Raw genomic sequence first — 24,836 nt, 5'->3', positions numbered from 1 at the left:
TGCGGCCGAAGCTGCTTCTTCCCCTCTCCCTTGTGGGAGAGGAGAAGGGGAGGCGTCCCCCTCATCCAATCTTGACCTTCCGCCTCCAATCCGCTCCCTTTGGCGCGACACGATCCCTCCGGGGCAACGCCAAGAAAACGCCGACATAACGCCAAGGGTAAGCCGCCATGTCTTTCGTCCTCGCCATCGACCAAGGCACCACCTCCTCGCGCGCGATCGTGTTTCGCGGCGATATTTCCATCGCTGCCAAAGCGCAACAGGAATTTCCGCAGCATTTCCCGGCCTCGGGCTGGGTCGAGCACGAGCCGGAGGACATCTGGACCTCGACCGTGATGGTCTGCCGCGAGGCGATCGCGCAGGCCGGTATCAGTGCAAAGGACATCGCCGCGATCGGCATCACCAACCAGCGCGAGACCACGGTGGTGTGGGACCGCGCGACCGGGCAGGCCGTACACCGCGCCATCGTCTGGCAGGACCGCCGCACCGCCGACATCTGCGCAAAACTGAAAGCGGACGGCCGCGAGCCCGTGATCTCGCAGAAGACCGGCCTGATCATCGATCCCTATTTCTCGGGCACCAAGGTCGCCTGGATCCTCGACCACGTCCCCGGCGCGCGGGCCCGCGCCGCGCGCGGCGAGCTGATGTTCGGCACCGTCGATTGCTATCTGCTCTGGCGCCTCACCGGCGGCAAGGTGCACGCCACCGATGCCACCAACGCCTCACGCACGCTGCTGTTCAACATCCACACCGGCGCGTGGGACGACGAGCTGCTGGAGATCATCGGCGTGCCGCGCTCGATGCTGCCCGAGGTGAAGGATTCTTCCGCCCGCTTCGGCGAAAGCACGCCCGATCTGTTCGGCGGCGCGATTGCGATCTCCGGCATCGCCGGCGACCAGCAGGCCGCAACCATCGGCCAGGCCTGCTTCCGTCCCGGCATGATGAAGTCCACCTACGGCACCGGCTGTTTTGCCTTGCTCAACACCGGCACCACGCCGGTGGTGTCGAAGAACAAGCTGCTCACGACAGTCGCCTATCAGCTCGATGGCAAGCGCACCTACGCACTCGAAGGCTCGATCTTCGTCGCCGGCAGCGCGGTGCAATGGCTGCGCGACGGCCTCGGCATCATCAAGCACGCCGCCGAGACCGGGCCTCTCGCCGATCAGTCCGATTCCATGCAGAGCGTCTATCTCGTCCCCGCCTTCGTCGGCATGGGCGCGCCCTACTGGAATCCCCGCGTGCGCGGCGCGCTGTTCGGGCTCACCCGCAACACCGGTCCCGCGGAGCTCGCGCATGCCGCGTTGGAAAGCGTCTGCTACCAGACCTTCGATCTCTGGGCCGCGATGCGCGCGGACTGGCCAAGCTCGGAGACCGCCAGCGTCGTGCTCCGCGTCGACGGCGGCATGACCGCGTCGGACTGGACCATGCAGCGCCTCGCCGATCTCTTGGACGCTCCCGTCGACCGCCCCGTGATCCAGGAGACCACCGCGCTGGGCGCCGCCTATCTCGCCGGCCTCAACGCCGGCGTCTATCCCGAGCCGACAAAGTTCGCCGACAATTGGCGCCTGGAGCACCGCTTCAAGCCGAACATGAGCCAGGCGACGCGCGAGCGGAAGCTCGCCGGCTGGGCAAGGGCGGTGAAGGGCGTGCTGGCGAGCGACGAGGGGGAGGGGTAGAGATACACGCTCTCTCTCCACGTCATTGCGAGGAGCTCTTGCGACGAAGCAATCCAGACTGTGTCCGCGGAGACAGTCTAGATTGCTTTGTGGAGCCTGTCATCGGGCCGCGCTTCGCGCGAACCCGTTGGCTCGCAATGACGGAATATGGCGCGAGCGTCACGGGCGGACCTTGAGCGAACGAAAGCAGCCAATCATGATCCTCCCCGACGGCTATTCCGACGTCCCCGCCGGCAAGATCGCCGCCGTCGTCACCCATCTGGAGATGACCGCGCCTCCAGCACGCCGCGAGGATCCGCCCGGCGCCTGGACCCTGCGCAAGGTCGATAGGCCCGCGCTTCCCTGGTACCGCGATCTCTTCCGCCGCGTCGGCGAGGACTGGCTGTGGTTCTCGCGCGTCCGCATGACCGACGCCGAGCTCGCCGCGATCATCCGCGCGCCGGGAGTTGAAGTCTACGTCCTCGTCCTCGACGGCCACGACGAAGGCCTGCTCGAGCTCGACTTCCGTGAGCCCGGCCAGTGCGAGCTGACCTATTTCGGGGTCACGTCTAGCTTGATCGGCACCGGCGCCGCCCGCTTCCTGATGAACCGCGCGCTGGAGCGCGCCTGGTCACGCGACATCCGCCGCGTCTGGGTCCACACCTGCACGTTCGACCACCCCTCCGCCGTCGCCTTCTATCAGCGCTCCGGCTTCCGCCCCTTCCGCCGCCAGATCGAGATCGCCGACGATCCGCGGCTTGATGGCACCGCGCCGCGGACCGCGGCGAAGCATGTGCCGATCATCGAATAGTGCGCGGCTTCCTCCTCACCGTCATTGCGAGGAGCCCTTGCGACGAAGCAATCCAGAATGTCTGTACGGAGAGATTCTGGATTGCTTCGCTTCGCTCGCAAGGACGGAGTGCTGCGCTGCTGTCAATCTTCCAATTAGCGGCCGTGGATGGGGTAACGGGCCGACCCATTCGGATGGTGCGCTCCGGACTACCGGAATGCACCAACACTCGGCTCCGGAAGCTCATAGGGAGCGAGGCGCCATAATCGCTCTGGGAGCGGCTGCACGGGAGGAGCCTGAAGCTCTCCGTAGCTGGAAAGCAGTGGGAGGCTAGGTATCCAGCGATGGATGACGAACACCACGCGATATTGCTTGGCCGCAGGCAGCCTTTGCCTGTAGTCGGTCCTGATCTCCGTCTCGCCATCTGACGTCAGGAACATCTCGTTCCACGTCATCTCCGAGTGGTCCTTGGGGTTGGCCGGGTCAATCTGCGCGAAGTCATGGGGATTAAACTGTGGGTCCGGACTCTTCACCAGGACCTCGAGAACCGCGGCGTCGTCCATATAGAAGCGCAGCTCGCTTTCCAGATCCTGTCGCTCCTCAGGAGTCAGCGGCGCCATCTCGTCACCCCGGCCGCCGAGACGGAGGATATCCTTCACTTCTTCGCTGAAATTAGGCGGATCGTGCGAATCGATCAGCTCTCGGATGAAGCGGGCATAGGTGGCCTTGTCGGCGCTAAACGAGTAGACGCCCAAGATACTGAGTGATGGCTTCTCGTCGGTATTCTTGTCGTTCTGGTCGAGCATGCTCAAAACACCTCCTGCTTCCCCCGTGCCAGCGAAAAACCCCGCTGCATCGCATTGAAGCACGTCAGCCCCGTCTGCTCCGACCGGCAGGTGAATCCCGCGCGCTGCCACACCTCGCCATAGGCGAGCACCGGCAGCGAAGTATCCATCACGGTGTCGCCGGCGCAGATGCGGCCGGCAGTGCCCTTCGCGCTCATCTCGAAGGCGTGGCCATAGTCGAGCTCGCAATCGGCGGGGCGGCGCGGGCGCGCGTCCATGTTCATGATGTCGCAGCGGAGCACGCCTTGACCGTCGTCGGTGAAGACCTGGCAGGCGATGTTCTTCGATGGCGTCAGAAAGCCGATCGGGCGCTCCTGGGATTGGGCGGCACCGATCATCGGCAGCAGGATCGCTATCAGGATCAGTCCGCGCAGTCCCGTCATGCCATTCCCATTCAGCTGTCGAAATTCACCGCCGTCGTATTCGCGCCGCAAACCAGAATCGCGACGCGCTCGGTGGGTGAGGGACGATAGCGGCCGGAGAGCATAGCGGCAAATGCGGCCGCACCTCCTGGCTCGGCCACGAGTCGCAAGCGCGACCACAGGGCGGCCTGGGCCTGCCGGATCGCCTCGTCGCTGACGAGGACGACGCGCTCGACATGGGCGCGCGCGATCGGAAACATCAGTTCGCCGACGCGCCGCGGCGCAAGGCTGTCGGCGGCGAGACCGCCGGCCGGCGCATCGACCGGCGCGCCCGCCTCGAACGCGGCGTGCAGGGTTGGCGATTGCTCTGGCTCGACCGCGACGATACGCGTCCTGCCTCCGAACCACGCCGCAATGCCGCCGATCAGTCCGCCGCCGCCGACAGCCACCAGCAGCGTGTCGATGCCGGGCACGTCCTGCTCCAGCTCCAGTCCGACGCTGCCCTGGCCGAGCAGCGTTTCGGCCTGGTCGTAGGCATGGACGGCAAGCGCCCCGGTCTGCGCGACATGCGCCTCGCTCGCGGCGAGCGCATCGGCATAGCGGCTGCCCGCGATCACCAGACTTGCGCCGTAGCCTTTGATCCGCTCGGCCTTGGCCGGTGATGTGATATCAGGCACGAAGATCGTGGCGGGAATGCCGAGCCGCTGCGCCGCATAGGCGACGGCCGCGCCGTGGTTGCCGCCGGATGCGGCGACCACACCGGCTTCCGGCACCGGCCGCAGCAGCAGATTGGCGAAGGCGCCGCGCGCCTTGAACGATCCGGAATGCTGCAGCATCTCCAGCTTGAACGTGACCGGCGCGGCCGGCAGGCCGAAATCGGCGAGATCGGCCTGAAGAAGCGGCGTGCGCCTGACATGCGGACGGATGACCGCCTCGGTCGCCGCAATCCGCTCCCGCGTGATGTCCATGGTGACTGTCATGATGGCGTCCTTGATAGCGCATCGGAGAGTTGACATCAATTAGGTAATTAGCAAAATAGCTAAATGAAGTTTGCCGTCGCCTTGCGCGCACTCGCCAACGAACGCCGCCTGCAGATCCTGGACTGGCTGCGGGATCCGCGGCGGCATTTTCGTGAGCAGGCGGACGGCGACCTGGTCGAGGACGGTGTCTGCGGATTGCTGATTGCCGAAAAGCTCGGCGTCAGCGCCCCCACCGTGAGCGAGCACATGCGGGTGTTGACCGCAGCAAAGCTGGTGCGCGCCAAGCGCATCAAGCAGTGGACGATGTACAAGCGCAACGAGACCGCCATCGCCGCGATCAAGCGCTCGATCCAGGACGGCCTCTGAGCGCGGCGCGCGCGATGCTGTCGCGAGCGCCGTTGCGGCCGGCGCAATGCTCCATTTCCAAGATGTTTCTTGCGTCGCACCCAGCTGGTCGTGGAGACTGGCCGGCCCTGCCGTGTCCAACGATTGAGAAGAGCGAGAACCATGTTCCTGATCGGCCAATATGATTCCCCCTTCGTCCGCCGCGTCGCGATTGCGCTGAAGCTTTACGGAATCGCCTTCGAGCACAGGCCGTGGTCGACCTTCGGCGATGCCGACAAGATCGCGCCGTATAATCCACTACGCCGTGTGCCGACCCTGGTGCTCGACGACGGCGAGGCGCTGATCGAGAGCACGATCATCCTGGATTATCTCGACGATCTCGTCGGCGAGGCGCAGACGATGCTGCCGCGCAGCGGGCCTGAGCGGCGCAAGCACTTGCGCATCTGCGCGCTCGCCTCCGGCCTCGGCGACAAGGCGGTCAGCCTGCTCTACGAGCGCGTGTTGCGAAAGGAGCAGCTTGCACTATGGGTCGAGCGCTGCCAGGCGCAGATTGCGGACGTTCTGAAGGTGCTCGAGGCCGAGCGCGCCAAGGTGGCGACGCCGTATTGGCTGGGCGATCGGATCGGCCATGCCGACGTCGCGGTGGCTTGCGTCGTCCGCTTTACCCGCGAGGCGCACCCGCAGCTGTTTGATGCGTCACGCTATCCGGCGCTGAGCGCGCATGCCGAGCGCTGCGAGGCGCTGGCGCCGTTCAAGGAGGTCGTGCAGCCCCTGGCGCCGCCGAAGGGGTAGGCCCCGGTGCTCGGCCCAGCTACCAGATCGTGCGATGCCCGGACGGGCAAAACACACTAGCGCTGGGTCAATCGACGTCGCTCAAAATATTCCGATTTACCGAAATTCGGTTTCGGCGTATGTGTCGGCCATCCTGATCCGGCGAAAGGGGCGGTCGTACGTCGTCACGAACCGCGGATCGGGGAGCGGTGGACGCGGCAGCGTCGTGCACGAATGGCGGGAGCAGGGCGGGATCACCCCGTGAGGTCCTGATCGCGTGCGGACGAGCGGCGCTGAAGCGTACGGCCAAATCGCGTGGTCCTGGCTGTCGATGCTACAGCCAAGCCTTGCGGAGGTGCGCTGAGCCCAACCGGGCGACGCGCACCGCCAATTCGCGAGGTGACGGAGGCAAGCAGGAACTCGTCTCCGGGGAGAGCGCGCCATACGCCGTCAAACATCGCGCAGGGAAGGCCGGACGTTCTCGGCTTCACCTGTCCATCCGTTGTGCATGGCGTGTGCATTCTCATCGCACGACGGACAGCGGGTGCCAGCCGGCGCCCGGCCTTCCCTGCGCCCTTTCGTATTCAGGGCGCGATGCGAAGAGCAAAACTCGGGCGAAACAAGCCGCGAGAAGGTGAAGGTGTGTCTGCGCATCACAACCGCCGACATCGTAGGGCGGGCAAAGGTGCCCTTGCGCCGTGCCCACCATCTCTCTCGATCGCGAAAAATGCGTGGGCACGCTTCGCTTTGCCCACCCTACGGCACGGTTGAGGGCGTGATGCGGAGAGCAAAACTCGGGCGCAGAGCGCTGCGAGAGGGAGAAGGCATGTCTGCGAGTCACAACCTCCGAAATCGTAGGGTGGGCAAAGCGAAGCGTGCCAACGCATCTCGTGTCGCGATTGAATTTTGGTGGGCACGGCGCTGCGCGCCTTTGCCCAGCTTACGGCACTGCCGCCTGCCTTGCCGCTCCTGGGTGCCGGCTCTGCGCCGCAACGCGAAGGGCGTTGCAGCGCGTCCGGGACACGAGAGAGCGTGCGCCTATCCGGCGCCCGCGCGCTTCTTCTGCCAGACGAGATGCACGGCGCAGGTGCAGCCGGGCGGATGCGAGGCGAGATCTTTTGACGCCTCGTCATTCGCCGGCGTTGCCGTGAAGGCCTTGTCTTGCTGCGAAGGAATGTAGTTCAGCACCGGCGCGAGCCAGCGCTCGGCTTCCGCGACGCTCATGCCCTTGCGCGCGGCGTAGTCCTCGACCTGATCGCGCTCGATCTTGCCGACGCCGAAATAGTAGCTCTCGGGGCTGGCGAAATAGAGCCCGGATACGGACGAGCCCGGCCACATCGCAAAGCTCTCGGTCAGCTTCACGCCGCAGGTTGCCTCCGCATCGAGCAGCTCGAACAGCGTCGCCTTCTCGGTGTGGTCGGGCTGCGCGGGATAACCGGGCGCGGGGCGGATCCCAGAGTATTTCTCCAGGATCAGCTCGTCATTGGTGAGCGCCTCGTCCGGTGCGTAGGCCCAGAACTCGCGGCGCACGCGGGCATGCATGCGCTCGGCGAAGGCTTCGGCGAGCCGGTCAGCCAGCGCCTTGCACAGGATCGAGGAGTAGTCGTCATTGGCCATCTTGAAGCGATCGGCGACCGCGTCCTCGCCGATGCCAGCGGTGACGACGAAGCCGCCGACATAGTCGGGCACGCCCGCGGGCGCGATGAAGTCGGCCAGCGCCGCGTTGAAGCGTCCCTCGCGCTTCTCGAGTTGCTGGCGCAGCGTGTGCAGCGTCGCGATCTTCTTCGTGCGGCTCTCGTCGGCATAGAGCACGATGTCGTCGCCGTCAGCGTTCGCCGGCCAGAAGCCGATCGTCGCGCGCGCCCGGAACCATTTCTCCCTAACGATGGTGTCGAGCATCTTGCGCGCGTCGTCATAGAGCGAACGCGCGACTTCGCCGACCTTGGAATCGTTGAGGATGGCCGGGAAGCGTCCCGCGAGCTCCCAGGTCTGGAAGAACGGCGTCCAGTCGATGCAGTCGACCAGCTCGGCGAGGTCGTAGTCGTCGAAGCTCTTGATGCCGAGGAAGGTCGGCTTGACCGGCTTGCTCTTGGCGAAATCGACCGGCACGCGGTTGGCGCGCGCCGCCGCGAGCTTCAGCCGCTTCTTGTCGGCCTGCGCGCGCAGATGCGCGTCCGAGATCTTTGCGTATTCGGCCCGCACCTCGGCGGCATAGGCCTCGCGCTTCTCGGGCGAGAGCAGCGAGGAGGCGACGCCGACGGCGCGGCTGGCGTCATTGACATGCACGACGGGGCCGGAGCGATAGCTCGGGTCGATCTTGACGGCCGTGTGCACGCGGCTGGTGGTGGCGCCGCCGATCAAGAGCGGCAGCTTGAGGCCTTCGCGCTGCAGTTCGCCGGCGAAGAACGCCATCTCGTCGAGCGAGGGCGTGATCAGGCCCGACAGGCCGACGATGTCGGCCTTCTCCGCCTTCACGATCTCGACGATCTTGGCGGCGGGCACCATCACGCCGAGGTCGATCACCTCGAAATTGTTGCACTGGAGCACGATGCCGACGATGTTCTTGCCGATGTCGTGCACGTCGCCCTTGACGGTCGCGAGCACGATCTTGCCGGCGGACGAGGACCCTTCGGTGCCGATGCCGTTGGCGAGATTGCGCGCCTTCTCTTCCTCCATGAACGGCATCAGCCAGGCCACCGCCTGCTTCATGACGCGGGCGGACTTCACCACCTGCGGCAGGAACATCTTGCCGTCGCCGAAGAGGTCGCCGACCACGTTCATGCCGGCCATCAGCGGGCCCTCGATCACGTCGAGCGGGCGCGACGAATTCTTGCGGGCTTCCTCGGTGTCCTGCTCGATGAACTCGGTGATCCCGTGCACCAGCGAATGCGACAGCCGCTTCTCCACCGGCCATTCGCGCCAGGCGAGATCGGCTTCCTTGCCTTCCGTCTTCTTGCCGCGGAATTTCTCGGCCAGCGCCAAGAGGCGCTCGGACGCGCCTGGATCGCGGTTGAGGACGACGTCCTCGCACGTCTGGCGCAGCTCGGGGTCGATGTCGTCATAGACGATCATCTGCCCGGCATTGACGATGCCCATGTCCATGCCGGCCTTGATGGCGTGATACAGGAACACCGAGTGCATGGCCTCGCGTACCGGCTCGTTGCCGCGGAACGAGAAGGACAGGTTGGAGACGCCGCCCGAAATGTGCGCGCCCGGCAGGTTCTGCCGAATCCAGCGCGTCGCCTCGATGAAGTCGACGCCGTAATTGTTGTGCTCCTCGATGCCGGTCGCGATCGCGAAAATATTGGGATCGAAGATGATGTCCTCGGGCGGGAAGCCGACGCGGTTCACCAGGATGTCGTAGGCGCGCTTGCAGATCTCGGTCTTGCGCGCGAACGTGTCGGCCTGGCCGACCTCGTCGAACGCCATCACCACCACGGCCGCGCCGTGGCGGCGGGCGATCTTGGCCTCGTGGATGAACTTCTCCTTGCCTTCCTTCATCGAGATCGAGTTGACGACCGGCTTGCCCTGCACGCATTTCAGGCCGGCCTCGATCACCGAGAATTTCGAGGAGTCCACCATCACCGGGACGCGGGCGATGTCGGGCTCGGCGGCAACGAGGTTGAGGAAGGTCACCATCGCGGCTTCGGAATCGAGCAGGCCCTCATCCATGTTGACGTCGATGATCTGGGCGCCGTTCTCGACCTGGTCGCGCGCGACCTGCAGCGCAGCGGTGTAGTCGCCGGCGGTGATCAGCTTGCGGAAGCGGGCCGAGCCCGTGACATTGGTGCGCTCGCCAACGTTCACGAAGGGAATCGCCTCGGTCAGCACGAACGGCTCGAGGCCGGACAGCCGCAGGCGCGGTGCGATCTCCGGCACGATGCGCGGCTTGTGCGGGGCGACGCTAGCTGCGATCGCAGCGATATGGTCCGGCGTGGTGCCGCAGCAGCCGCCGACGATGTTGACCAAGCCATCGCGCGCGAACTCGCCGACCAGGCGCGCCATGTATTCGGGCGTCTCGTCGTACTGGCCGAATTCGTTGGGCAGGCCGGCGTTCGGGTAAGCACATACGAGCGTGTCGGCGACGCGGCCGATATCGGCGATATGCGCGCGCAAATCTTCGGCGCCGAGCGCGCAGTTGAAGCCGATGGTGATGGGTTTTGCGTGCCGCACCGAATTCCAGAACGCTTCCGGCATCTGGCCCGAGAGCAGGCGGCCGGATTTGTCGGTGATGGTGCCAGATACCATCACCGGCATGTCGATGCCACGCTGTTCGGTGATCTCGGCGATCGCATAGAGCGCCGCCTTCGCGTTCAGCGTATCGAAGATGGTCTCGACCAGCAGCAGGTCGACGCCGCCGTCGAGCATGCCGTTGATCTGCTCGCCATACGATTTGCGCAAATCGTCGAAGGTGACGGCGCGGTAGCCGGGATTGGAGACGTCGGGCGAGATCGAGGCGGTGCGGTTGGTCGGGCCGATGGCACCCGCGACGAAGCGCGGCTTGCCGTCCTCGGCCTCGACGCGCCGCGCGGCATTGCCGGCGAGGCGGGCGCCTTCGCGCGCCATCTCATAGACGATGTCGGTGAGGTCGTAGTCGGCCTGGGCGATCGAGGTCGTCGAGAAGGTGTTGGTCGCGACGATGTCGGCGCCGGCACGCAGATAGGCGGCGTGGATGTCCTCGATCGCCTGCGGCTGGGTCAGGATCAACAGATCGTTGTTGCCGCGCAGGTCGCGATGGAAGTTCTTGAAGCGCTCGCCGCGGAAGGCTTTCTCGTCGAACTGGAGGTTCTGGATCATCGTGCCCATCGCGCCGTCGAGCACGAGGATGCGCTCGCGGGCGGCGTTGAGCAGGGCAGTTCGTTTGGCGGAAACGGGGACGGTCATTTTCTCTTACGCTGCCTTCTGCGCGCTCTTGGCGCGGATGCCGAGCAAATGGCTGATCGCGAATACGAGATCGGCGCGGTTCATGGTGTAGAAGTGGAAGGTGTCGACGCCGTGCTTGGCCAGCTTCTGCACCTGGCCGGCCGCGACCGTTGCGGCCACCAGCTTGCGGGTCTCGGCGTCCTCGTCGAGGCCTTCGAATTTCGCGGCGAACCAGTCCGGCACGGTCGTGCCGGCGCGGGTGACGAAATTGCGCGCCTGCTTGAAATTGTGCATGGGCATGATGCCCGGCACGATCGGAATGTCGATGCCGCGGGCGCGGACGCGGTCGAGATAGCGGAAGTAAAGATCGTTGTCGAAGAACACCTGGGTGATCGCGCGGCTCGCACCGGCATCGACCTTGGCCTTCAGCGTGTCGATATCGGCATCGAAGTCGCGCGCTTCGGGGTGCTTCTCGGGATAGGCCGAGACCGACACTTCGATATCGCCATGCCGCTTCTTGATCCCCGCGACGAGGTCGGCCGAGCTCTGATAGCCGTCGGGATGGCTGGCATAGGGCGTGCCGATGCCGCCGGTGGGGTCACCGCGCAAGGCCACGATGTGGCGGACGCCGACCTCGTGATAGCGGTCGACGATCTCGTCGATCTCGCCGCGCGAGGCCCCGACGCAGGTCAGATGCGCCGCCGGCAGCAGCGCGGTCTCATTCAGGATGCGCGAGATGGTGGAGTGGGTACGCTCGCGGGTCGAACCGCCGGCGCCGTAGGTCACCGAGACGAATTTCGGCTCGAGCGGGGCGAGCCGGTTGATGGTCTCCCAGAGATTGCGCTCCATATCTTCCGTCTTGGGCGGAAAGAACTCGAAGGAGATCGCGGGACGCTTCAGGTGCCCGTCTTGCCCGTCGGCTCGGGCAGGAATCGTCAGATCGGTCATGGCACCATTCACTCCAGATTTGTCGCCGGGTTTCGGCGGCCGACGGTCAGGTTCTCGCTTGCCAAGATAAGCCAAAGGCGGGGTGATCGACAGCCCATCATGAATGGGATGTGGCCCACTTATGGCAAAAACTGTAGAATTGTTGGTCATGTATCCATTTCTGTGGGAGATCGGTATTATCGAGATAGTCAAGAAATATCAATAAATTATAGAATTTCCGAGGCCGGATCGAGGAATTCTGTCCGGTGGGCAAGCTAATGAACTCGTTATAGAGACGTTAATCTGCCCACCGTCACTCGCCTCAGCTCATCGGCCGCCGCACACGTCAGGCCTGCGCAGCCGCCCATTGCCGCTGCGCGGTCCTCCATTAGGTTAAGGCGCCATGATCCCGCTTTCCGTCCTCGACCTCTCCGTCGTCACATCAGGCACCAAGCCCGCCGCGGCGCTGCGTAACAGCATCGACCTGGCGCGGCACGTCGACGGGCTCGGCTATGTCCGCTACTGGCTCGCCGAGCACCACAACCTCGCTTCGGTCGCGAGCCCCGCGCCCGACGTGATGATCGGGCAGATCGCGGCGGTGACGAAGCATATCCGCGTCGGCTCCGGCGGGGTGATGCTGCCCAATCACGCGCCGCTGGTGGTGGCCGAGCGCTTCAAGATGCTCGAGGCGCTGTTTCCCGGCCGCATCGACCTCGGCCTCGGCCGCGCGCCCGGCACCGACGGTGCGACGGCTTACGCGCTGCGCAGCCGGCTCGACCGCCGCGAGGGCGACGATTTTCTGGAGCGGCTGCACGAACTGATTCTGTGGCAGACGCGCGAATTCCCCGCAGGGCATCCCTACAACAACGTCGTCGCCATGCCCGACGATACCGCGCTGCCGCCGATCTGGCTGCTCGGCTCCAGCGATTATTCTTCGGAGCTGGCTGCGCAGGTCGGCATGGGCTTCGCCTTCGCCCATCACTTCGCCTCCCACGACGCGATCGATGCGATGGTGCATTACCGCAACCGCTTCCAGCCGTCGTCCTGGCGTGCGAGTCCGCATGCGATCCTCGCGGTCGCGGCCATCGCGGCCGATACCGATGAGGAGGCCGAACGTCTCGCCTCTTCGTTCGACCTCAACCGCCTTCGCCGTGACCGCGGTCAATATCTGCCGCTGCCAAGCGTCGAGGAGGCGATGGCCTATCCTTACTCCGACGCCGAGCGCACCTCGATCCTGCGCAACCGCTCGCGCCTGTTCGTCGGCAGTCCCGCGACGGTGCGGAAGAAGCTGCAGCAGCTGATCGATGCGAGCAAGCCGGACGAATTGATGGTGATCACCGCCGTGTACGATCACGCGGCGCGGAAGACGTCGTATTCGCTGCTGGCGGAGGCGTTCGGGCTTAGAGCAGCTGCGTAATTCACCCTCCAGGGGAGGGTGAAGCGTCAATCCTGCGTTTCGCTGAAGGTCGCGCGGAACGGATGGCCCGGATAGACGCCGACGATGCGGAATTCGCGCGAGAAGAACTTCAGCTCCTCGATCGCGAACGCAAGACCCTTGTCCTCGGGGTGGCCGTCGACGTCGGCATAGAACTGCGTGGCGAAGAAATTGCCGTCGACCATGTAGCTCTCGAGCTTGGTCATGTTGACGCCGTTGGTGGCAAAGCCGCCGAGCGCCTTGTAGAGCGCGGCGGGCAAATTGCGCACCCGGAATACAAAAGTGGTGACCAGCGGGCCTGAGCCCTGCGCGGCCCATTTCGGCTCGCGCGCCAGCACCACGAAGCGGGTGGTGTTGTGCGCCTCGTCCTCGATGTCATCGGCGAGGATGTCGAGGCCGTAGATCTTGGCGGCGAGGCGCGAGGCGATCGCGGCGACGCTCTTGTCGTTGCGTTCCGAGATGTTGCGCGCGCTGCCGGCGGTATCGGCGTGCACGATCGGCTTGATGCCGAGCTTGCGGATGATGCGCCGGCACTGGCCGAGCGCATGGACATGGCTCTCGACGCTTTTGATGTCGTCGATCTTCGTTCCCTTCACCGCCATCAGTTGATGCCGAACCGGCAAGAACCACTCGCCGATGATGAAGAGGCCGGAGGCCGGCAGGAGATGATGGATGTCGGCGACACGGCCGGCGACCGAGTTCTCGATCGGGATCATGCCGAGATCGGCCTCGCCCGACGAGATCGCCGACAGCGCATCCTCGAAGGTGGCGCAGGGCATCGGCTCGGCGTCGGGATAGGCCTCGACGATGGCGATATGGGAATTGGCCCCGGGCTCGCCCTGGAATGCGATTTTCAGCTTGCTCATGTCTTAAAAGTGCTCCTGCGGCGCCTTGTAGCAGCCGCTCAGGATTTGGAAAGGATGCTGCGCGCGGTTTCCAGATCAGGCGGCGTGTCGACGCCGCGGGGCACGCTGTCGACGATCATGATGTCGATGCGCATACCGGCTTCCACGGCTCGAAGCTGCTCCAGGCTTTCCTGACGCTCCAGCGGCGAAGGCGGCAGCGATACGAACCGCTCCAGCGCCGCGCGGCGGTAAGCATAGAGGCCGATGTGGTGGTAACGCGGTCCATTGCCGTAAGGGGCGGTAGCGCGGGTGAAATATAACGCCCGCAGCCGCCGCGGCCCGATCGGCGAGCCGATGGCCTTCACCACGCTCGGCGCGAGGTCCTCCTCCTCGCTGTGGATCTGCGAGGCCAGTGTCACGATGTCGACCGCCGGATCGGCAAAGGGCGGCAGCACCTCCCGGATGGTTGCCGGCGTGATCGTCGGGAAATCGCCCTGGAGGTTGATCACGATCTCCGCCTTCCCTTCAGGATCGAGCTTCTGCATGGCCTCGTGGATGCGGTCCGAACCAGAGGGGTGGTCGGCGCGCGTCATCACGGCTTCGCCGCCATGGGCCGCCACGACCGCGGCGATCTCCGGCGTATCGGTTGCGACCGCGACCCGGCCGATACCGGCGGCCTCGGCGCGGCGCAGCACATGCACGATCATCGGCTGGCCCGCGATATCGGCGAGCGGCTTGCCGGGCAGGCGGGTGGCGGCCATGCGGGCCGGGATCAGCACCAGGATGCGAGGATCGATCATTGGGTTCGAAGGTCTGGGGTCAAGAGCCTGGAAACAAGGCGTTTTCCGCGCCGAGAAATGGCGTGGGAACGGGTTGAAAGCCGGGTCGCTTATACGGGTTGCCAGACCCTGGGCAAACCGATATCTCAATGGCAAAACTCGGGGAAACAATAAGGAACGTTTGATTCTCCCGAGGCTCGTCCTGGCGGCCGCCCGGCCGCTCGATCCTTCTTGCGGTGTGGGGCCTGGCCGGAAATGGACTCTTTCGAACTCAACAAGATTCTCGGTGCCGTGCTCGGCACCTGCCTCCTTCTGCTGGTGACGAGCTTCACCGCGAATGCGCTGTTCTCGCCCAAGATGCCGGAAAAGCCGGGCTTCGAGATCGCCGTGAAGGAAGATGCCGGCCACGGCAAGGAGGGCGGCGCCGCAGCTGCAGCTTCCGAGCCGATCGAAAAGTTGCTCCAGACCGCGTCCGTCGAGAAGGGCGCTGCCGCCGCCAAGAAGTGCGGCGCCTGCCACACTTTTGAGAAGGGCGGCCCGAATCGCGTTGGTCCGAACCTCTATGGCGTCGTCGGCGAGAAGCGGGGCGAGGGCCGCGGCGGCTTCAACTTCTCCGCTGCCATGAAGGCCAAGGGCGGCACCTGGACATTCGATGATCTCAACAAGTTCATTGCCAACCCGAAGGGTTTCATCCCCGGCACGGCGATGGGCTTCGCCGGCATTCCCAAGGATTCCGAGCGCGCCGACGTCATCGCCTATCTGAATTCGCTGTCGGAGCATCCTCAGCCGCTGCCGACCGCCTCGAAGTAAGGCCTCGAGAAACCTGTCTTGGAAGATCCGGCCAGGCTGAAAAGCCTGGCCGTTTCCTTATTCGAGCCTTGCGGCGAATTTATCGGGGCGTTTGGCCGCATCTGACAGGCCATGGGGCCTTTCAAGATGAGGAAAAAGCAACATATTCGGTCGAAACCTCGCCTATATTGGGAACTTAAAGGAGTAGCCTCCTTCAAGACAGGGATGTTGATTTGGCCATTACCCGACGCGATCTCCTGCTCACCGGCACTGCTGTCGCAGCGCTTCCCGCCCTTGGTTCCCTGGGCAGCGTTCCCGCCATCGGCACGGCGCGCGCGCAATCTGCCAGTGAGCTTCCCTGGCGCCACGCGCTGTCACTGTTCGGGAAGGTCAAGTACCCCGCCGATTTCAAGCGCTTCGACTACGTCAATCCGGAAGCGCCCAAAGGCGGCGTCGCCCGCCAGATCGCCGTCGGCACCTTCGACAATTTCAACATCGTCGTGTCCGGCGTGAAGGGGCAGGTCGCTGGTGCCGTTGCCTTCATCTATGAATCCCTCACGACGGCCTCCCTCGACGAAGTCTCGACCGAATACGGCGCGCTGGCGGAAGCCGTCAGCCATCCGGACGATTTCTCCTTCGTCACTTACCGCTTGCGGCCGCAAGCCAAATGGCACGACGGCAAGCCTGTTACCGCGGATGACGTGATCTTCTCGCTCGATTCGTTCAAGAAGCACCACCCGATGTACTCGGCCTATTACAGCCATGTGGTGAAGGCCGAGAAGGTCGGCGAGCGCGAGGTGAAGTTCGTGTTCGACGCGCCGGGCAATCGCGAGCTGCCGCAGATCGTCGGGCAGCTCATCGTCTTGCCGAAGCATTGGTGGGAGGGGACCGACGCGCAGGGCCGCAAGCGTGACGTCTCCGCCACCACGCTCGAATTGCCGCTCGGCTCCGGTCCCTACAAGATCAAAGACTTCGTTGCAGGACGGTCGATCGCACTGGAGCGCGTCAAGGACTATTGGGGCCGCGACCTGCCGGCCAATGTGGGCCGCAACAATTTCGACGAGCTACGCTACGAATATTTCCGCGACGCCACCGTGGCGATCGAGGCTTTCAAGGCCGACCAGGTGGACTGGCGCACCGAGAACAGCGCGAAGAACTGGGCGACCGCCTACGACTTCCCGGCCGTGAGCGAAAAGCGCGTGATCCTCGAAGAATTCGCCAATCGCAGCTCGGGCGTGATGCAGGCCTTCGTGCCGAACCTACGCCGCGCCAAGTTCAGCGATCCTCGCGTGCGCCGTGCGCTCAACTACGCCTTCGACTTCGAGGAGATGAACAAGCAGATCTTCTTCGGTCAATACAAGCGCGTCAGCAGCTATTTCGACGGCATCGAAGAGCTGATGGCAACCGGCTTGCCGCAGGGCCAGGAGCTCGAGATCCTCGAGACCGTCCGCGCCGAAGTCCCGCCCGAAGTCTTCACGACGACCTACACCAATCCGGTCGGCGGCAATCCGGAAGCCGTGCGCGACAACCTCCGGGAGGCGCTGCGCCTGTTCAAGGAGGCCGGCTTTGAGGTTCGCGACCGCAAGCTGATCGACGTCAAGACCGGCGCCCAGTTCTCGCTGGAATTGCTGAACTCGGATCCGAACTTCGAGCGGATCACACTGTTCTACAAGCCCTCGCTGGAGCGGCTCGGCATTGCCGTCAGCGTGCGGACGGTCGATCCGACCCAGTACGAGAACAGGACACGCGAGTGGGATTTCGACATCGTCACAAAGTCCTGGGGGGAGTCGCAGTCTCCCGGCAATGAGCAACGGGAACGTTGGGGCTCTAAAGCCGCTGACATGGCCGGGTCCGACAATATAACGGGGATCAAGAATCCGGCGGTAGATAAGTTGATCGATCGTGTGATCTTCGCGAAGGATAGGGACGAGCTTGTCGCGGCGACAAAGGCGCTCGACCGCGTGCTGCTGTGGAATCACTACGTCGTTCCACAATGGACGTATAACAAGGTCCGCACCGCGCGCTGGGATCGCTTTGGCCGGCCGGCGGAAATGCCCAAATACGGTCAATCCAGCTTTCCGTTCATCTGGTGGTACGACGCAGACAAGGCGGCGCGGATCGCAAAGAAGTCGTGAAGGACATTGCCCGCATGACGCAGATGTCACGCCGCCATGTGCTGGCTTTGGGTGTCGGCAGCGCCCTCGGTGCGTCGCTAGGCGCGCGGCCGATGCGTGGCGCGCATGCATCGGAGGCCGGGGTTGAGGCTCACGGCATTTCGGCGTTCGGCGATCTCAAATATCCCGCCGACTTCCACCATTTCGATTATGTCAATCCGGCTGCGCCGAAGGGCGGCACGTTCTCGCTGATTCCGTCGACGAAATCGCACAATCAGTCCTACCAGACCTTCAACTCGCTCAACGCCTTCATTCTGAAGGGCGACGGCGCGCAAGGCATGGACATGACGTTTTCGCCGCTGATGGTGCGGGCAAGCGACGAGCCGGACGCGATGTACGGGCTTGCCGCCAAATCCGTGCAGATATCGCCGGACAGGCTGGTCTATCGCTTCACGATGCGGCCGGAGGCCAAATTCCACGACGGCTCCAGGCTCACTGCGCATGATGCGGCGTTCTCGCTGATGACGCTGAAGGCCAAGGGCCACCCCCTGATCATCGTGCAGATGCGCGACTTTGTGAGCGCGGAGGCGCTCGATGACGCAACGCTCGTTGTCATCTTTGCCAAGGGACGCGCCCGCGACGTGCCGCTCTATGTCGCCGGACTGCCGATCTTTTCGAAAGCGTACTACGCGTCTCGCCCGTTCGATGAATCGACGCTGGATACTCCGCTCGGCTCCGGTCCGTACAGGGTCGGAAAGTTCGAGGTCAATCGCTACATCGAGTTCGAGCGGGTCAAGGACTGGTGGGCTGCCGATCTCCCAGTCTGCCGCGGCAGCTACAATTTCGACGTCGTGCGCTATGAGTTCTATCGCGACCGCGATGTCGCCTTCGAGGGTTTCACCGGCAAGAGCTATCTCTATCGCGAGGAGTTCACCTCGCGCATCTGGGCGACGCGCTATGATTTCCCGGCCGTCAAGGATGGCCGCGTCAAGATGGAGGTCGTGCCCGACGACACGCCGTCCGGCGCGCAAGGCTGGTTCATCAATACAAGGCGCGACAAGTTCAAAGACCCGCGCGTGCGCGAGGCTCTGACCAACGCGTTCGACTTCGAATGGACCAACAAGACCATCATGTACGGTGCCTATGCCCGTACGGTGTCGCCATTCCAGAACTCGGACCTCATGGCGGGTGATGCGCCGCCTTCGCCGGAAGAGCTGAAGCTGTTGGAGCCGTTTCGCGGTCAGGTTCCGGACGACGTGTTCGCGGCTCCATTCACGCCGCCGGTCACGGACGGTTCCGGACAGGACCGCAGCCTTCTGCGCAAGGCGCAGCAATTGCTGAACGAGGCCGGCTTGCCGATCAAGGATGGCAAGCGGATGCTGCCGAACGGCGAGGTGTTCAGGATCGAGTTCCTGTTGGACGAGCCGTCCTTCCAGCCGCATCATGCGCCCTACATCAAGAATCTCGCGACGCTCGGCATCGAGGCCAACGTGCGCCTCGTCGATGCCGTGCAACACAGGGCGCGCCAGGACGATTTCGACTTCGACATGACGATCCAGCGCTTCAGCATGTCGGCGACGCCGGGCGATGCCATGCGCTCGTTCTTCTCCTCGCAGGTCGCGAACACCAAGGGCTCGTACAATCTCGCAGGCATCGCCAACCCGGCCATCGACGCCATGATCGAAAAAATCATGGCGGCTGACAGCCGCGAGGAATTGACCGTCGCTTGCCGCGCCTTCGATCGCCTGTTCCGCGCCGGCCGCTACTGGGTGCCGCAATGGTACAACAAGACGCACCGGCTGGCTTATTGGGATCAGTTCGGCCACCCGCAAAAGCTGCCGCGTTATGCCAATGGCGTCGGGGCGCCCGACATCTGGTGGCATGAACCCGCCAAGGCCGCCAAGCTCGAGCAGGCGAAATAATCATGAGCGCCTATATCGCCCGCCGCATCCTCCTGATGATCCCGACGCTGCTGGGGATCCTGTTCGTCTCCTTCGTCGTCGTGCAGTTCGCGCCGGGCGGCCCGGTCGAGCGCGTGATCGCGCAGCTGTCCGGGGCTGACACCGGCGGCACCTCGCGGATTTCGGGCGGTAGCGACTTTGCGCAGCGCGCGCCCGGGCAGGCCGGCGCCGGTGGCGATGCCATCAACTCGAAATATCGCGGCGCGCAGGGCCTCGACCCTGATTTCATCAAGAAGCTGGAGGTGCAGTTCGGCTTCGACAAGCCGGCGCCGGAACGCTTCGCCCTGATGGTGTGGAACTTCGCCCGCTTCGATTTCGGCAAGAGCTATTTCCGCGACGTCAGCGTAATCCAGCTCATCAAGGAGAAGCTGCCGGTCTCGATCTCGCTCGGGATCTGGCTGACGCTGATCACCTATCTGATCTCGATCCCGCTCGGCATCCGCAAGGCGGTGAAGGACGGCACGCGCTTCGACACCTGGACGTCGACCGTTCTCGTGCTTGGCTATGCCATTCCCGGGTTTCTTTTCGCAATCCTCCTCATCATCCTGTTTGCCGGCGGCTCCTTCTTCAACTGGTTCCCGTTGCGCGGCCTGACATCGGACGGCTGGTCGCAGTTTCCCTGGTACTGGAAGATCGCCGATTATTTCTGGCATCTGACGCTGCCGTTGATCGCCATGGGGCTCGGTGCGTTCACCACCATGACGTTCCTGACCAAGAACTCATTCCTGGACGAGATCCGCAAGCAATACGTCATGACAGCGCGCGCCAAGGGGTGCGGCGAAGGCCGGGTGCTTTACGGCCATGTCTTCCGCAATGCGATGCTGATCGTGATCGCCGGCTTTCCCGGGACCTTCATTCATGCCTTCTTCTCAGGTTCGCTGCTGATCGAGACCATCTTCTCGCTGGACGGGCTGGGACTGCTCAGCTTCGAGAGCGTGCTCAACCGCGACTATCCCGTGGTGTTCGGTACGCTCTACATCTTTTCCCTGGTCGGTCTCGTGATCAATCTGATCTCCGATCTGACCTATATGTGGATCGACCCCCGGATCGATTTCGAGGCGCGGGAGGTCTGATGACGATTACCGCGCCAACGCCGATCGAGACCACTGCGAAGTCGCCGCTCGGCGATGCCGTGCCGATCACGAGCAAGTCGTTCGCCCCTTCGCCGCTCAACAGGCGGCGCTGGCAGAACTTCAAGGCGAACCGTCGCGGCTACTGGTCGTTCTGGATATTCATCGCCCTGTTCGTGGTCTCGCTGTTCGCCGAGCTGATCGCCAATGACCGACCCTTCCTGATCAAGTTCGACGGCCGTCTCTATTGGCCGGCCTTCGTCACCTATTCGGAAACCACCTTCGGTGGCGACTTCGAAACCGCGGCCGACTACCGCGATCCCTATTTGCAGAAGCTCATCAAGGACAAGAACGGCACCATCGTCTGGCCGCTGATCCGCTATTCATACGACACCCACAATCTCGATCTGCCGACGCCGGCGCCATCGCCGCCGACCTGGATGTTGACCGAGAAGCAGTGCAAGCCGGTGGTGGAGAAGAAGGGGCTGAAGAGTTGCCGCGATCTCGAATATAACTGGCTCGGGACCGACGATCAGGGGCGCGACGTGGTCGCGCGGCTGATCTATGGCTTCCGCATCTCGGTGCTGTTCGGCCTTTGCCTCACCATCATCTCGTCCGTCATCGGTATCGCAGCGGGGGCGGTGCAAGGCTATTTTGGCGGTCGGGTCGATCTGATCTTCCAGCGCTTCATCGAGATCTGGACAGCGATCCCCTCGCTCTACCTTCTCCTGATCCTGTCCTCGGTCCTGGTGCCCGGCTTCTTCGTGCTGCTCGGCATCTTGCTGCTGTTCTCCTGGGTCTCGCTGGTCGGTCTCGTGCGGGCCGAGTTCCTGCGTGGGCGCAACTTCGAATACATTCAGGCGGCGCGGGCGCTCGGCGTTTCCAACCCGATCATCATGTTCCGGCACCTGCTGCCGAACGCCATGGTCGCGACCATGACGTTCCTGCCCTTCATCGTGTCGAGCTCGGTGATGACGCTGACGGCGCTTGATTTCCTGGGCTTCGGCCTGCCGCCGGGATCGCCTTCGCTCGGCGAATTGCTGTCGCAGGCCAAGTCCAATGTGCAGGCACCCTGGCTCGGATTCTCCGGCTTCTTCTCGGTCGCGATCATGCTGTCGCTCTTGATCTTCATCGGCGAAGCGGTGCGCGACGCCTTCGATCCGCGCAAGACGTTCAGGTAGTCCAATGGACGCGATCAACCAGCCCCTGCTCAGCGTTCGCGAGCTTTCGGTGGCCTTCCACCAGGGCGGCGCTACGACGCTCGCGGTCGACAAGGTCTCGTTCCAGATCAAGCGCGGCGAATGCGTCGCGCTGGTCGGCGAATCCGGCTCCGGCAAGTCGGTCAGCGCGCTCTCGATCCTGAAGCTGCTGCCATATCCGAACGCCTCGCATCCCTCGGGAAGTATCCGCTTCAAGGGGCAGGAGCTGATCGACCAATCCGAGCAGCAGATGCGGCAGATTCGCGGTAGCGACATCTCCATCATCTTCCAGGAGCCGATGACCTCGCTCAATCCGTTGCACACGATCGAAGCGCAGATCGGCGAGATCATCCAGTTGCACAATCCGACCAGTAATGCGCAGGCGCGCAGACGGACGCTGGAGCTGCTGACGCAGGTCGGTATCCCCGAGCCCGAGACGCGGCTGAAGAGCTATCCGCATCAGCTCTCCGGCGGTCAGCGCCAGCGCGTGATGATCGCAATGGCACTCGCCAACGAGCCGGATCTGTTGATCGCGGACGAGCCGACGACGGCGCTCGACGTCACCGTGCAGGCACAGATTCTGGCGTTGCTCGCCGAGATCCGCGCGCGGCTCGGCATGAGCCTGCTCTTCATCACCCACGATCTCGGCATCGTGCGCCGCATCGCCGACCATATCTGTGTCATGAAGAGCGGCGAGATCGTCGAGCAGGGACCGGTCGAGCAGGTCTTCAAGTCGCCGAAACATCCCTATACGCGCGATCTGCTCGCGGCCGAGCCGAAGCCGGATCCGGCCCCTCCGCAGCCGGATGCGCCGGTGGTGATGTCGGCCAATGACCTGAAGGTCTGGTTTCCGATCAAGCGCGGTTTGCTGCGCAAGACGGTCGGCCACATCAAGGCGGTTGACGGCGTTAGCATCGCGGTGCGCAAGGGCGAGACGCTCGGCGTCGTCGGAGAATCAGGCTCGGGCAAGACTACGCTGGGGCTGGCGCTGCTGCGGCTGATCTCCTCGAACGGGCGCATCGTGTTCTTGGGTAAAGACATCCAGGGCCTGCGCTTCAAGGAGATGCGGCCCTTCCGGCGCGACATGCAGATCGTGTTCCAGGACCCATTCGGCTCGCTCTCACCGCGCATGTCGATCGCCGACATCATTGCCGAAGGCCTCTTCGTGCATCAGCCAGGACTCTCGCGCGAGGAACGCGAAGCGCGCGTCGTCAAGGCGCTCGAGGATGTCGGGCTCAATCCTGAGACGCGCTTCCGCTATCCGCATGAATTCTCCGGCGGCCAGCGCCAGCGCATCAGTATCGCGCGGGCGGTGGTGCTTGAGCCGGATTTCGTCGTGCTGGACGAGCCGACCAGCGCGCTCGACATGCTGTTCCAAGCGCAGATGGTCGACCTGCTGCGCGAGCTGCAGCGCAAGCGCGAGCTCACCTACGTGTTCATCTCGCACGATCTGCGTGTTGTCGCCTCGCTCGCGAGCCACCTGATCGTGATGCGCGGCGGCAAGGTCGTCGAAGAGGGACAGGCCGCCGAGCTGTTCAAGACCCCGAAGACGGATTACACGCGGGCGCTGTTCGCAGCGGCATTCCGGCTCGAGAGCGAGGGCGGAGGCGCGGTCGCGACTTGAGGGAACGTGATATTGTTGTCACGGCGGCGGCGCGATCGCTGCGGCATCCTGAGCAGCCCGCGACAAGCGGGCGCCTCGAAGGACGGCCGCGGGGCACATCATGGAGTGCGCGTTGGCGTGCGTATCCCGGAATGACAAAATGAGACCTCTCGAAGTCGACGGCAGTGGACATCACTTATTTCTTCTTGAACTCAAATAGTTCAATCAGATTGCCCGACGGATCTTCAAGAAGCCTGGCGCGACCCGCTCCGGCCTCGCTGATTTCTCCTCTAAATTTGGCCCCACCAGCGTTCAATCGACCGATGAGATCATCTATGTCTTTCGTAACAATCATGAATCGGTTCCATCCACCAGGCTCCGGATTGCCGCCAGCAGTTCCTCCACTACCCGCCCCTGGGGCGCTCAAGTAGAGCGTCAGATCATCACGAATAAGCGCTGCGAACTTGCTGGGATTGTGCATGTCCACCGAGAACTCGAGTTTATCGCGATAGAATTCGACCGATTTATCGATGTCCGTCACAACGTATCGGATGGATGCCATTGTTCGCGCTCCGTCCTCACCGACAGGTGGGTCAACGCACAGATTTGCGTCGCGTTTCAACGAGCGCGGCGTTTTCGGGCGGGCGAGCGTTGCGCACAATTCGATCCGACGCCGCATTTTGCGACTCGTGAACCGGACAGCCGTGGCAATCCGACGGATGCCGAGGATGATCCCCGAGTGTGGGTGGGTGAATGGCAGCTATTGGACACAGCCTGGGCCAAAGCCGAACAGCGTCCCGCTTCGAAGGCAGTGACATTCTACGTCACCTGACGCGTCCAGGGAACAGGTGGCGTCGCACGAAGACACTGCGACAACTTCGGAATGTCCGCAATTGACTCGAATCCGACGAACTCGGACACTTAGACACTTAGCTCAAGGCCGTTTGGCGATGTCTTTCAAGCGTCTTCGCTGGCACTCGTAGGCGCGATATGAGCCGCGCCACAGCATTGACCGCCTCAGCTGAGTGGCTTGGTCGATCAGCTCTTCGATGACTCGACAATCGAGAGTCTCCAGATGCGCTGACTCGCGTTATAAGCCACCTGGACGCGCCTCCCAGTATGTAGGCGTCCCGTAGTACTGGTGAGTGCGTGTTTCCCAGTCTCGATCCTGCCAGGAATCATCACTGAACTCGGGCGCGTCCCTTAGCTGTTGCTCGGTGATATTGGTTCGAAAACCACCAAGCGACCGATCAAATGTCAGTGCGCCCCATGGAATGGGATAATGGCTGTGGCCCAATCCAACAAAGCCGCCAAAGCTCATGACGGCGTAAGCCACACGACCTGACATCTTGTCGATGATCAGATGATCAATCTCACCAATATTCTTTCGATCTACTCCATAGACCTGGGTTCCCTGAATGTCTTCGCTTGAGATGCATTGATGATCCGGATGGGCTGTTGCGCGGGCCATGGTTTCGACTCCCTTAGAGGTGAATTTCCCCATTT

20 protein-coding genes are annotated in these 24,836 nt (G+C 63.6%); 11 read left to right on the top strand and 9 right to left on the bottom strand.

All coding sequences use genetic code 11. The features are described 5' to 3' along the window. The first annotated feature begins 167 nt into the window (after positions 1-167). A complete protein-coding gene (gene glpK, locus IVA79_RS00605) occupies positions 168-1,673 on the top strand; it encodes a glycerol kinase GlpK (RefSeq protein WP_247549508.1) in 1,506 nt (501 codons plus the stop codon). 196 nt (positions 1,674-1,869) lie between these two features. Then, the gene (locus IVA79_RS00600) at positions 1,870-2,463 is read left to right on the top strand and encodes a GNAT family N-acetyltransferase (protein WP_247549506.1); all 594 of its coding nucleotides are present in this window, start codon (positions 1,870-1,872) and stop codon (positions 2,461-2,463) included. Positions 2,464-2,651: 188 nt separating this feature from the next. Here the strand turns inward: IVA79_RS00600 and IVA79_RS00595 are convergent, their stop codons facing one another. The 3 genes from IVA79_RS00595 to IVA79_RS00585 are packed head-to-tail and all read right to left on the bottom strand — an operon-like array spanning position 2,652 to position 4,665. Continuing rightward, positions 2,652-3,248, bottom strand: a complete 597-nt coding sequence (locus tag IVA79_RS00595) for a hypothetical protein (RefSeq protein WP_247549504.1) — start codon at positions 3,246-3,248, stop codon at positions 2,652-2,654. 2 nt (positions 3,249-3,250) lie between these two features. After that, positions 3,251-3,670 carry a DUF6636 domain-containing protein gene (locus IVA79_RS00590; protein WP_247549503.1) on the bottom strand — a complete coding sequence of 140 codons (420 nt, stop codon included), beginning with the start codon at positions 3,668-3,670 and terminating at the stop codon, positions 3,251-3,253. A gap of 11 nt (positions 3,671-3,681) precedes the next feature. Beyond that, positions 3,682-4,665 carry a threonine/serine dehydratase gene (locus IVA79_RS00585; protein WP_247549501.1) on the bottom strand — a complete coding sequence of 328 codons (984 nt, stop codon included), beginning with the start codon at positions 4,663-4,665 and terminating at the stop codon, positions 3,682-3,684. Between the two features lie 27 nt (positions 4,666-4,692). On the opposite strand from IVA79_RS00585, the gene IVA79_RS00580 reads away from it, so the two are divergent. Continuing rightward, positions 4,693-4,995 carry a winged helix-turn-helix domain-containing protein gene (locus tag IVA79_RS00580; RefSeq protein WP_247549499.1) on the top strand — a complete coding sequence of 101 codons (303 nt, stop codon included), beginning with the start codon at positions 4,693-4,695 and terminating at the stop codon, positions 4,993-4,995. A 141-nt stretch (positions 4,996-5,136) separates the two neighbouring features. Continuing rightward, the gene (locus tag IVA79_RS00575; RefSeq protein WP_247549497.1) at positions 5,137-5,766 is read left to right on the top strand and encodes a glutathione S-transferase family protein; all 630 of its coding nucleotides are present in this window, start codon (positions 5,137-5,139) and stop codon (positions 5,764-5,766) included. Positions 5,767-6,783: 1,017 nt separating this feature from the next. On the opposite strand, the gene metH is transcribed toward IVA79_RS00575, so the two are convergent. After that, positions 6,784-10,629, bottom strand: coding sequence for a methionine synthase (gene metH / locus IVA79_RS00570; RefSeq protein WP_247549495.1), 3,846 nt, complete (start codon positions 10,627-10,629; stop codon positions 6,784-6,786). Between the two features lie 6 nt (positions 10,630-10,635). Continuing rightward, complete coding sequence (gene metF / locus IVA79_RS00565; RefSeq protein WP_247549493.1) at positions 10,636-11,556, bottom strand: methylenetetrahydrofolate reductase [NAD(P)H]; 921 nt, start codon at positions 11,554-11,556, stop codon at positions 10,636-10,638. A gap of 382 nt (positions 11,557-11,938) precedes the next feature. Between metF and IVA79_RS00560 the strand changes: the two genes are divergently transcribed. Then, positions 11,939-12,952, top strand: a complete 1,014-nt coding sequence (locus tag IVA79_RS00560; RefSeq protein WP_247549491.1) for an LLM class flavin-dependent oxidoreductase — start codon at positions 11,939-11,941, stop codon at positions 12,950-12,952. Positions 12,953-12,978: 26 nt separating this feature from the next. Here the strand turns inward: IVA79_RS00560 and IVA79_RS00555 are convergent, their stop codons facing one another. Both IVA79_RS00555 and IVA79_RS00550 read right to left on the bottom strand, forming a co-directional pair. Then, on the bottom strand, positions 12,979-13,836 hold the full coding sequence (locus IVA79_RS00555) for a prephenate dehydratase (protein WP_247549490.1): 858 nt from the start codon (positions 13,834-13,836) through the stop codon (positions 12,979-12,981). A 38-nt stretch (positions 13,837-13,874) separates the two neighbouring features. After that, the gene (locus IVA79_RS00550) at positions 13,875-14,615 is read right to left on the bottom strand and encodes a 3-deoxy-manno-octulosonate cytidylyltransferase (protein WP_247549488.1); all 741 of its coding nucleotides are present in this window, start codon (positions 14,613-14,615) and stop codon (positions 13,875-13,877) included. A 234-nt stretch (positions 14,616-14,849) separates the two neighbouring features. Here IVA79_RS00550 and IVA79_RS00545 point away from each other — a divergent pair, with 234 nt between their 5' ends. The 6 genes from IVA79_RS00545 (at position 14,850) to IVA79_RS00520 (ending at position 23,351) form a co-directional block, all read left to right on the top strand. Beyond that, a complete protein-coding gene (locus IVA79_RS00545) occupies positions 14,850-15,404 on the top strand; it encodes a c-type cytochrome (protein WP_247549487.1) in 555 nt (184 codons plus the stop codon). A gap of 212 nt (positions 15,405-15,616) precedes the next feature. Continuing rightward, positions 15,617-17,518, top strand: a complete 1,902-nt coding sequence (locus tag IVA79_RS00540) for an extracellular solute-binding protein (RefSeq protein WP_247549485.1) — start codon at positions 15,617-15,619, stop codon at positions 17,516-17,518. Positions 17,519-17,532: 14 nt separating this feature from the next. Then, complete coding sequence (locus IVA79_RS00535) at positions 17,533-19,419, top strand: extracellular solute-binding protein (RefSeq protein ID WP_247549483.1); 1,887 nt, start codon at positions 17,533-17,535, stop codon at positions 19,417-19,419. A gap of 2 nt (positions 19,420-19,421) precedes the next feature. Then, the gene (locus tag IVA79_RS00530) at positions 19,422-20,531 is read left to right on the top strand and encodes a microcin C ABC transporter permease YejB (RefSeq protein WP_247549481.1); all 1,110 of its coding nucleotides are present in this window, start codon (positions 19,422-19,424) and stop codon (positions 20,529-20,531) included. Then, a complete protein-coding gene (locus IVA79_RS00525; RefSeq protein WP_247549479.1) occupies positions 20,531-21,709 on the top strand; it encodes an ABC transporter permease in 1,179 nt (392 codons plus the stop codon). The genes IVA79_RS00530 and IVA79_RS00525 overlap by 1 nt, the downstream gene beginning before the upstream one ends. Before the next feature lie 4 nt (positions 21,710-21,713). Further along, positions 21,714-23,351: an ABC transporter ATP-binding protein gene (locus IVA79_RS00520; RefSeq protein ID WP_247549477.1), complete on the top strand. Its 1,638-nt coding sequence runs from the start codon at positions 21,714-21,716 to the stop codon at positions 23,349-23,351. 175 nt (positions 23,352-23,526) lie between these two features. On the opposite strand, the gene IVA79_RS00515 is transcribed toward IVA79_RS00520, so the two are convergent. Further along, the gene (locus IVA79_RS00515; protein ID WP_247549475.1) at positions 23,527-23,892 is read right to left on the bottom strand and encodes a VOC family protein; all 366 of its coding nucleotides are present in this window, start codon (positions 23,890-23,892) and stop codon (positions 23,527-23,529) included. Positions 23,893-24,420: 528 nt separating this feature from the next. After that, on the bottom strand, positions 24,421-24,801 hold the full coding sequence (locus tag IVA79_RS00510) for a PRC-barrel domain-containing protein (RefSeq protein ID WP_247549473.1): 381 nt from the start codon (positions 24,799-24,801) through the stop codon (positions 24,421-24,423). Between the last annotated feature and the right edge of the window lie 35 nt (positions 24,802-24,836).

Source organism: Bradyrhizobium sp. 138 (genome assembly GCF_023074075.1).
Lineage (GTDB): Bacteria > Pseudomonadota > Alphaproteobacteria > Rhizobiales > Xanthobacteraceae > Bradyrhizobium.
This window is presented reverse-complemented; position numbering and strand designations above follow the sequence as displayed.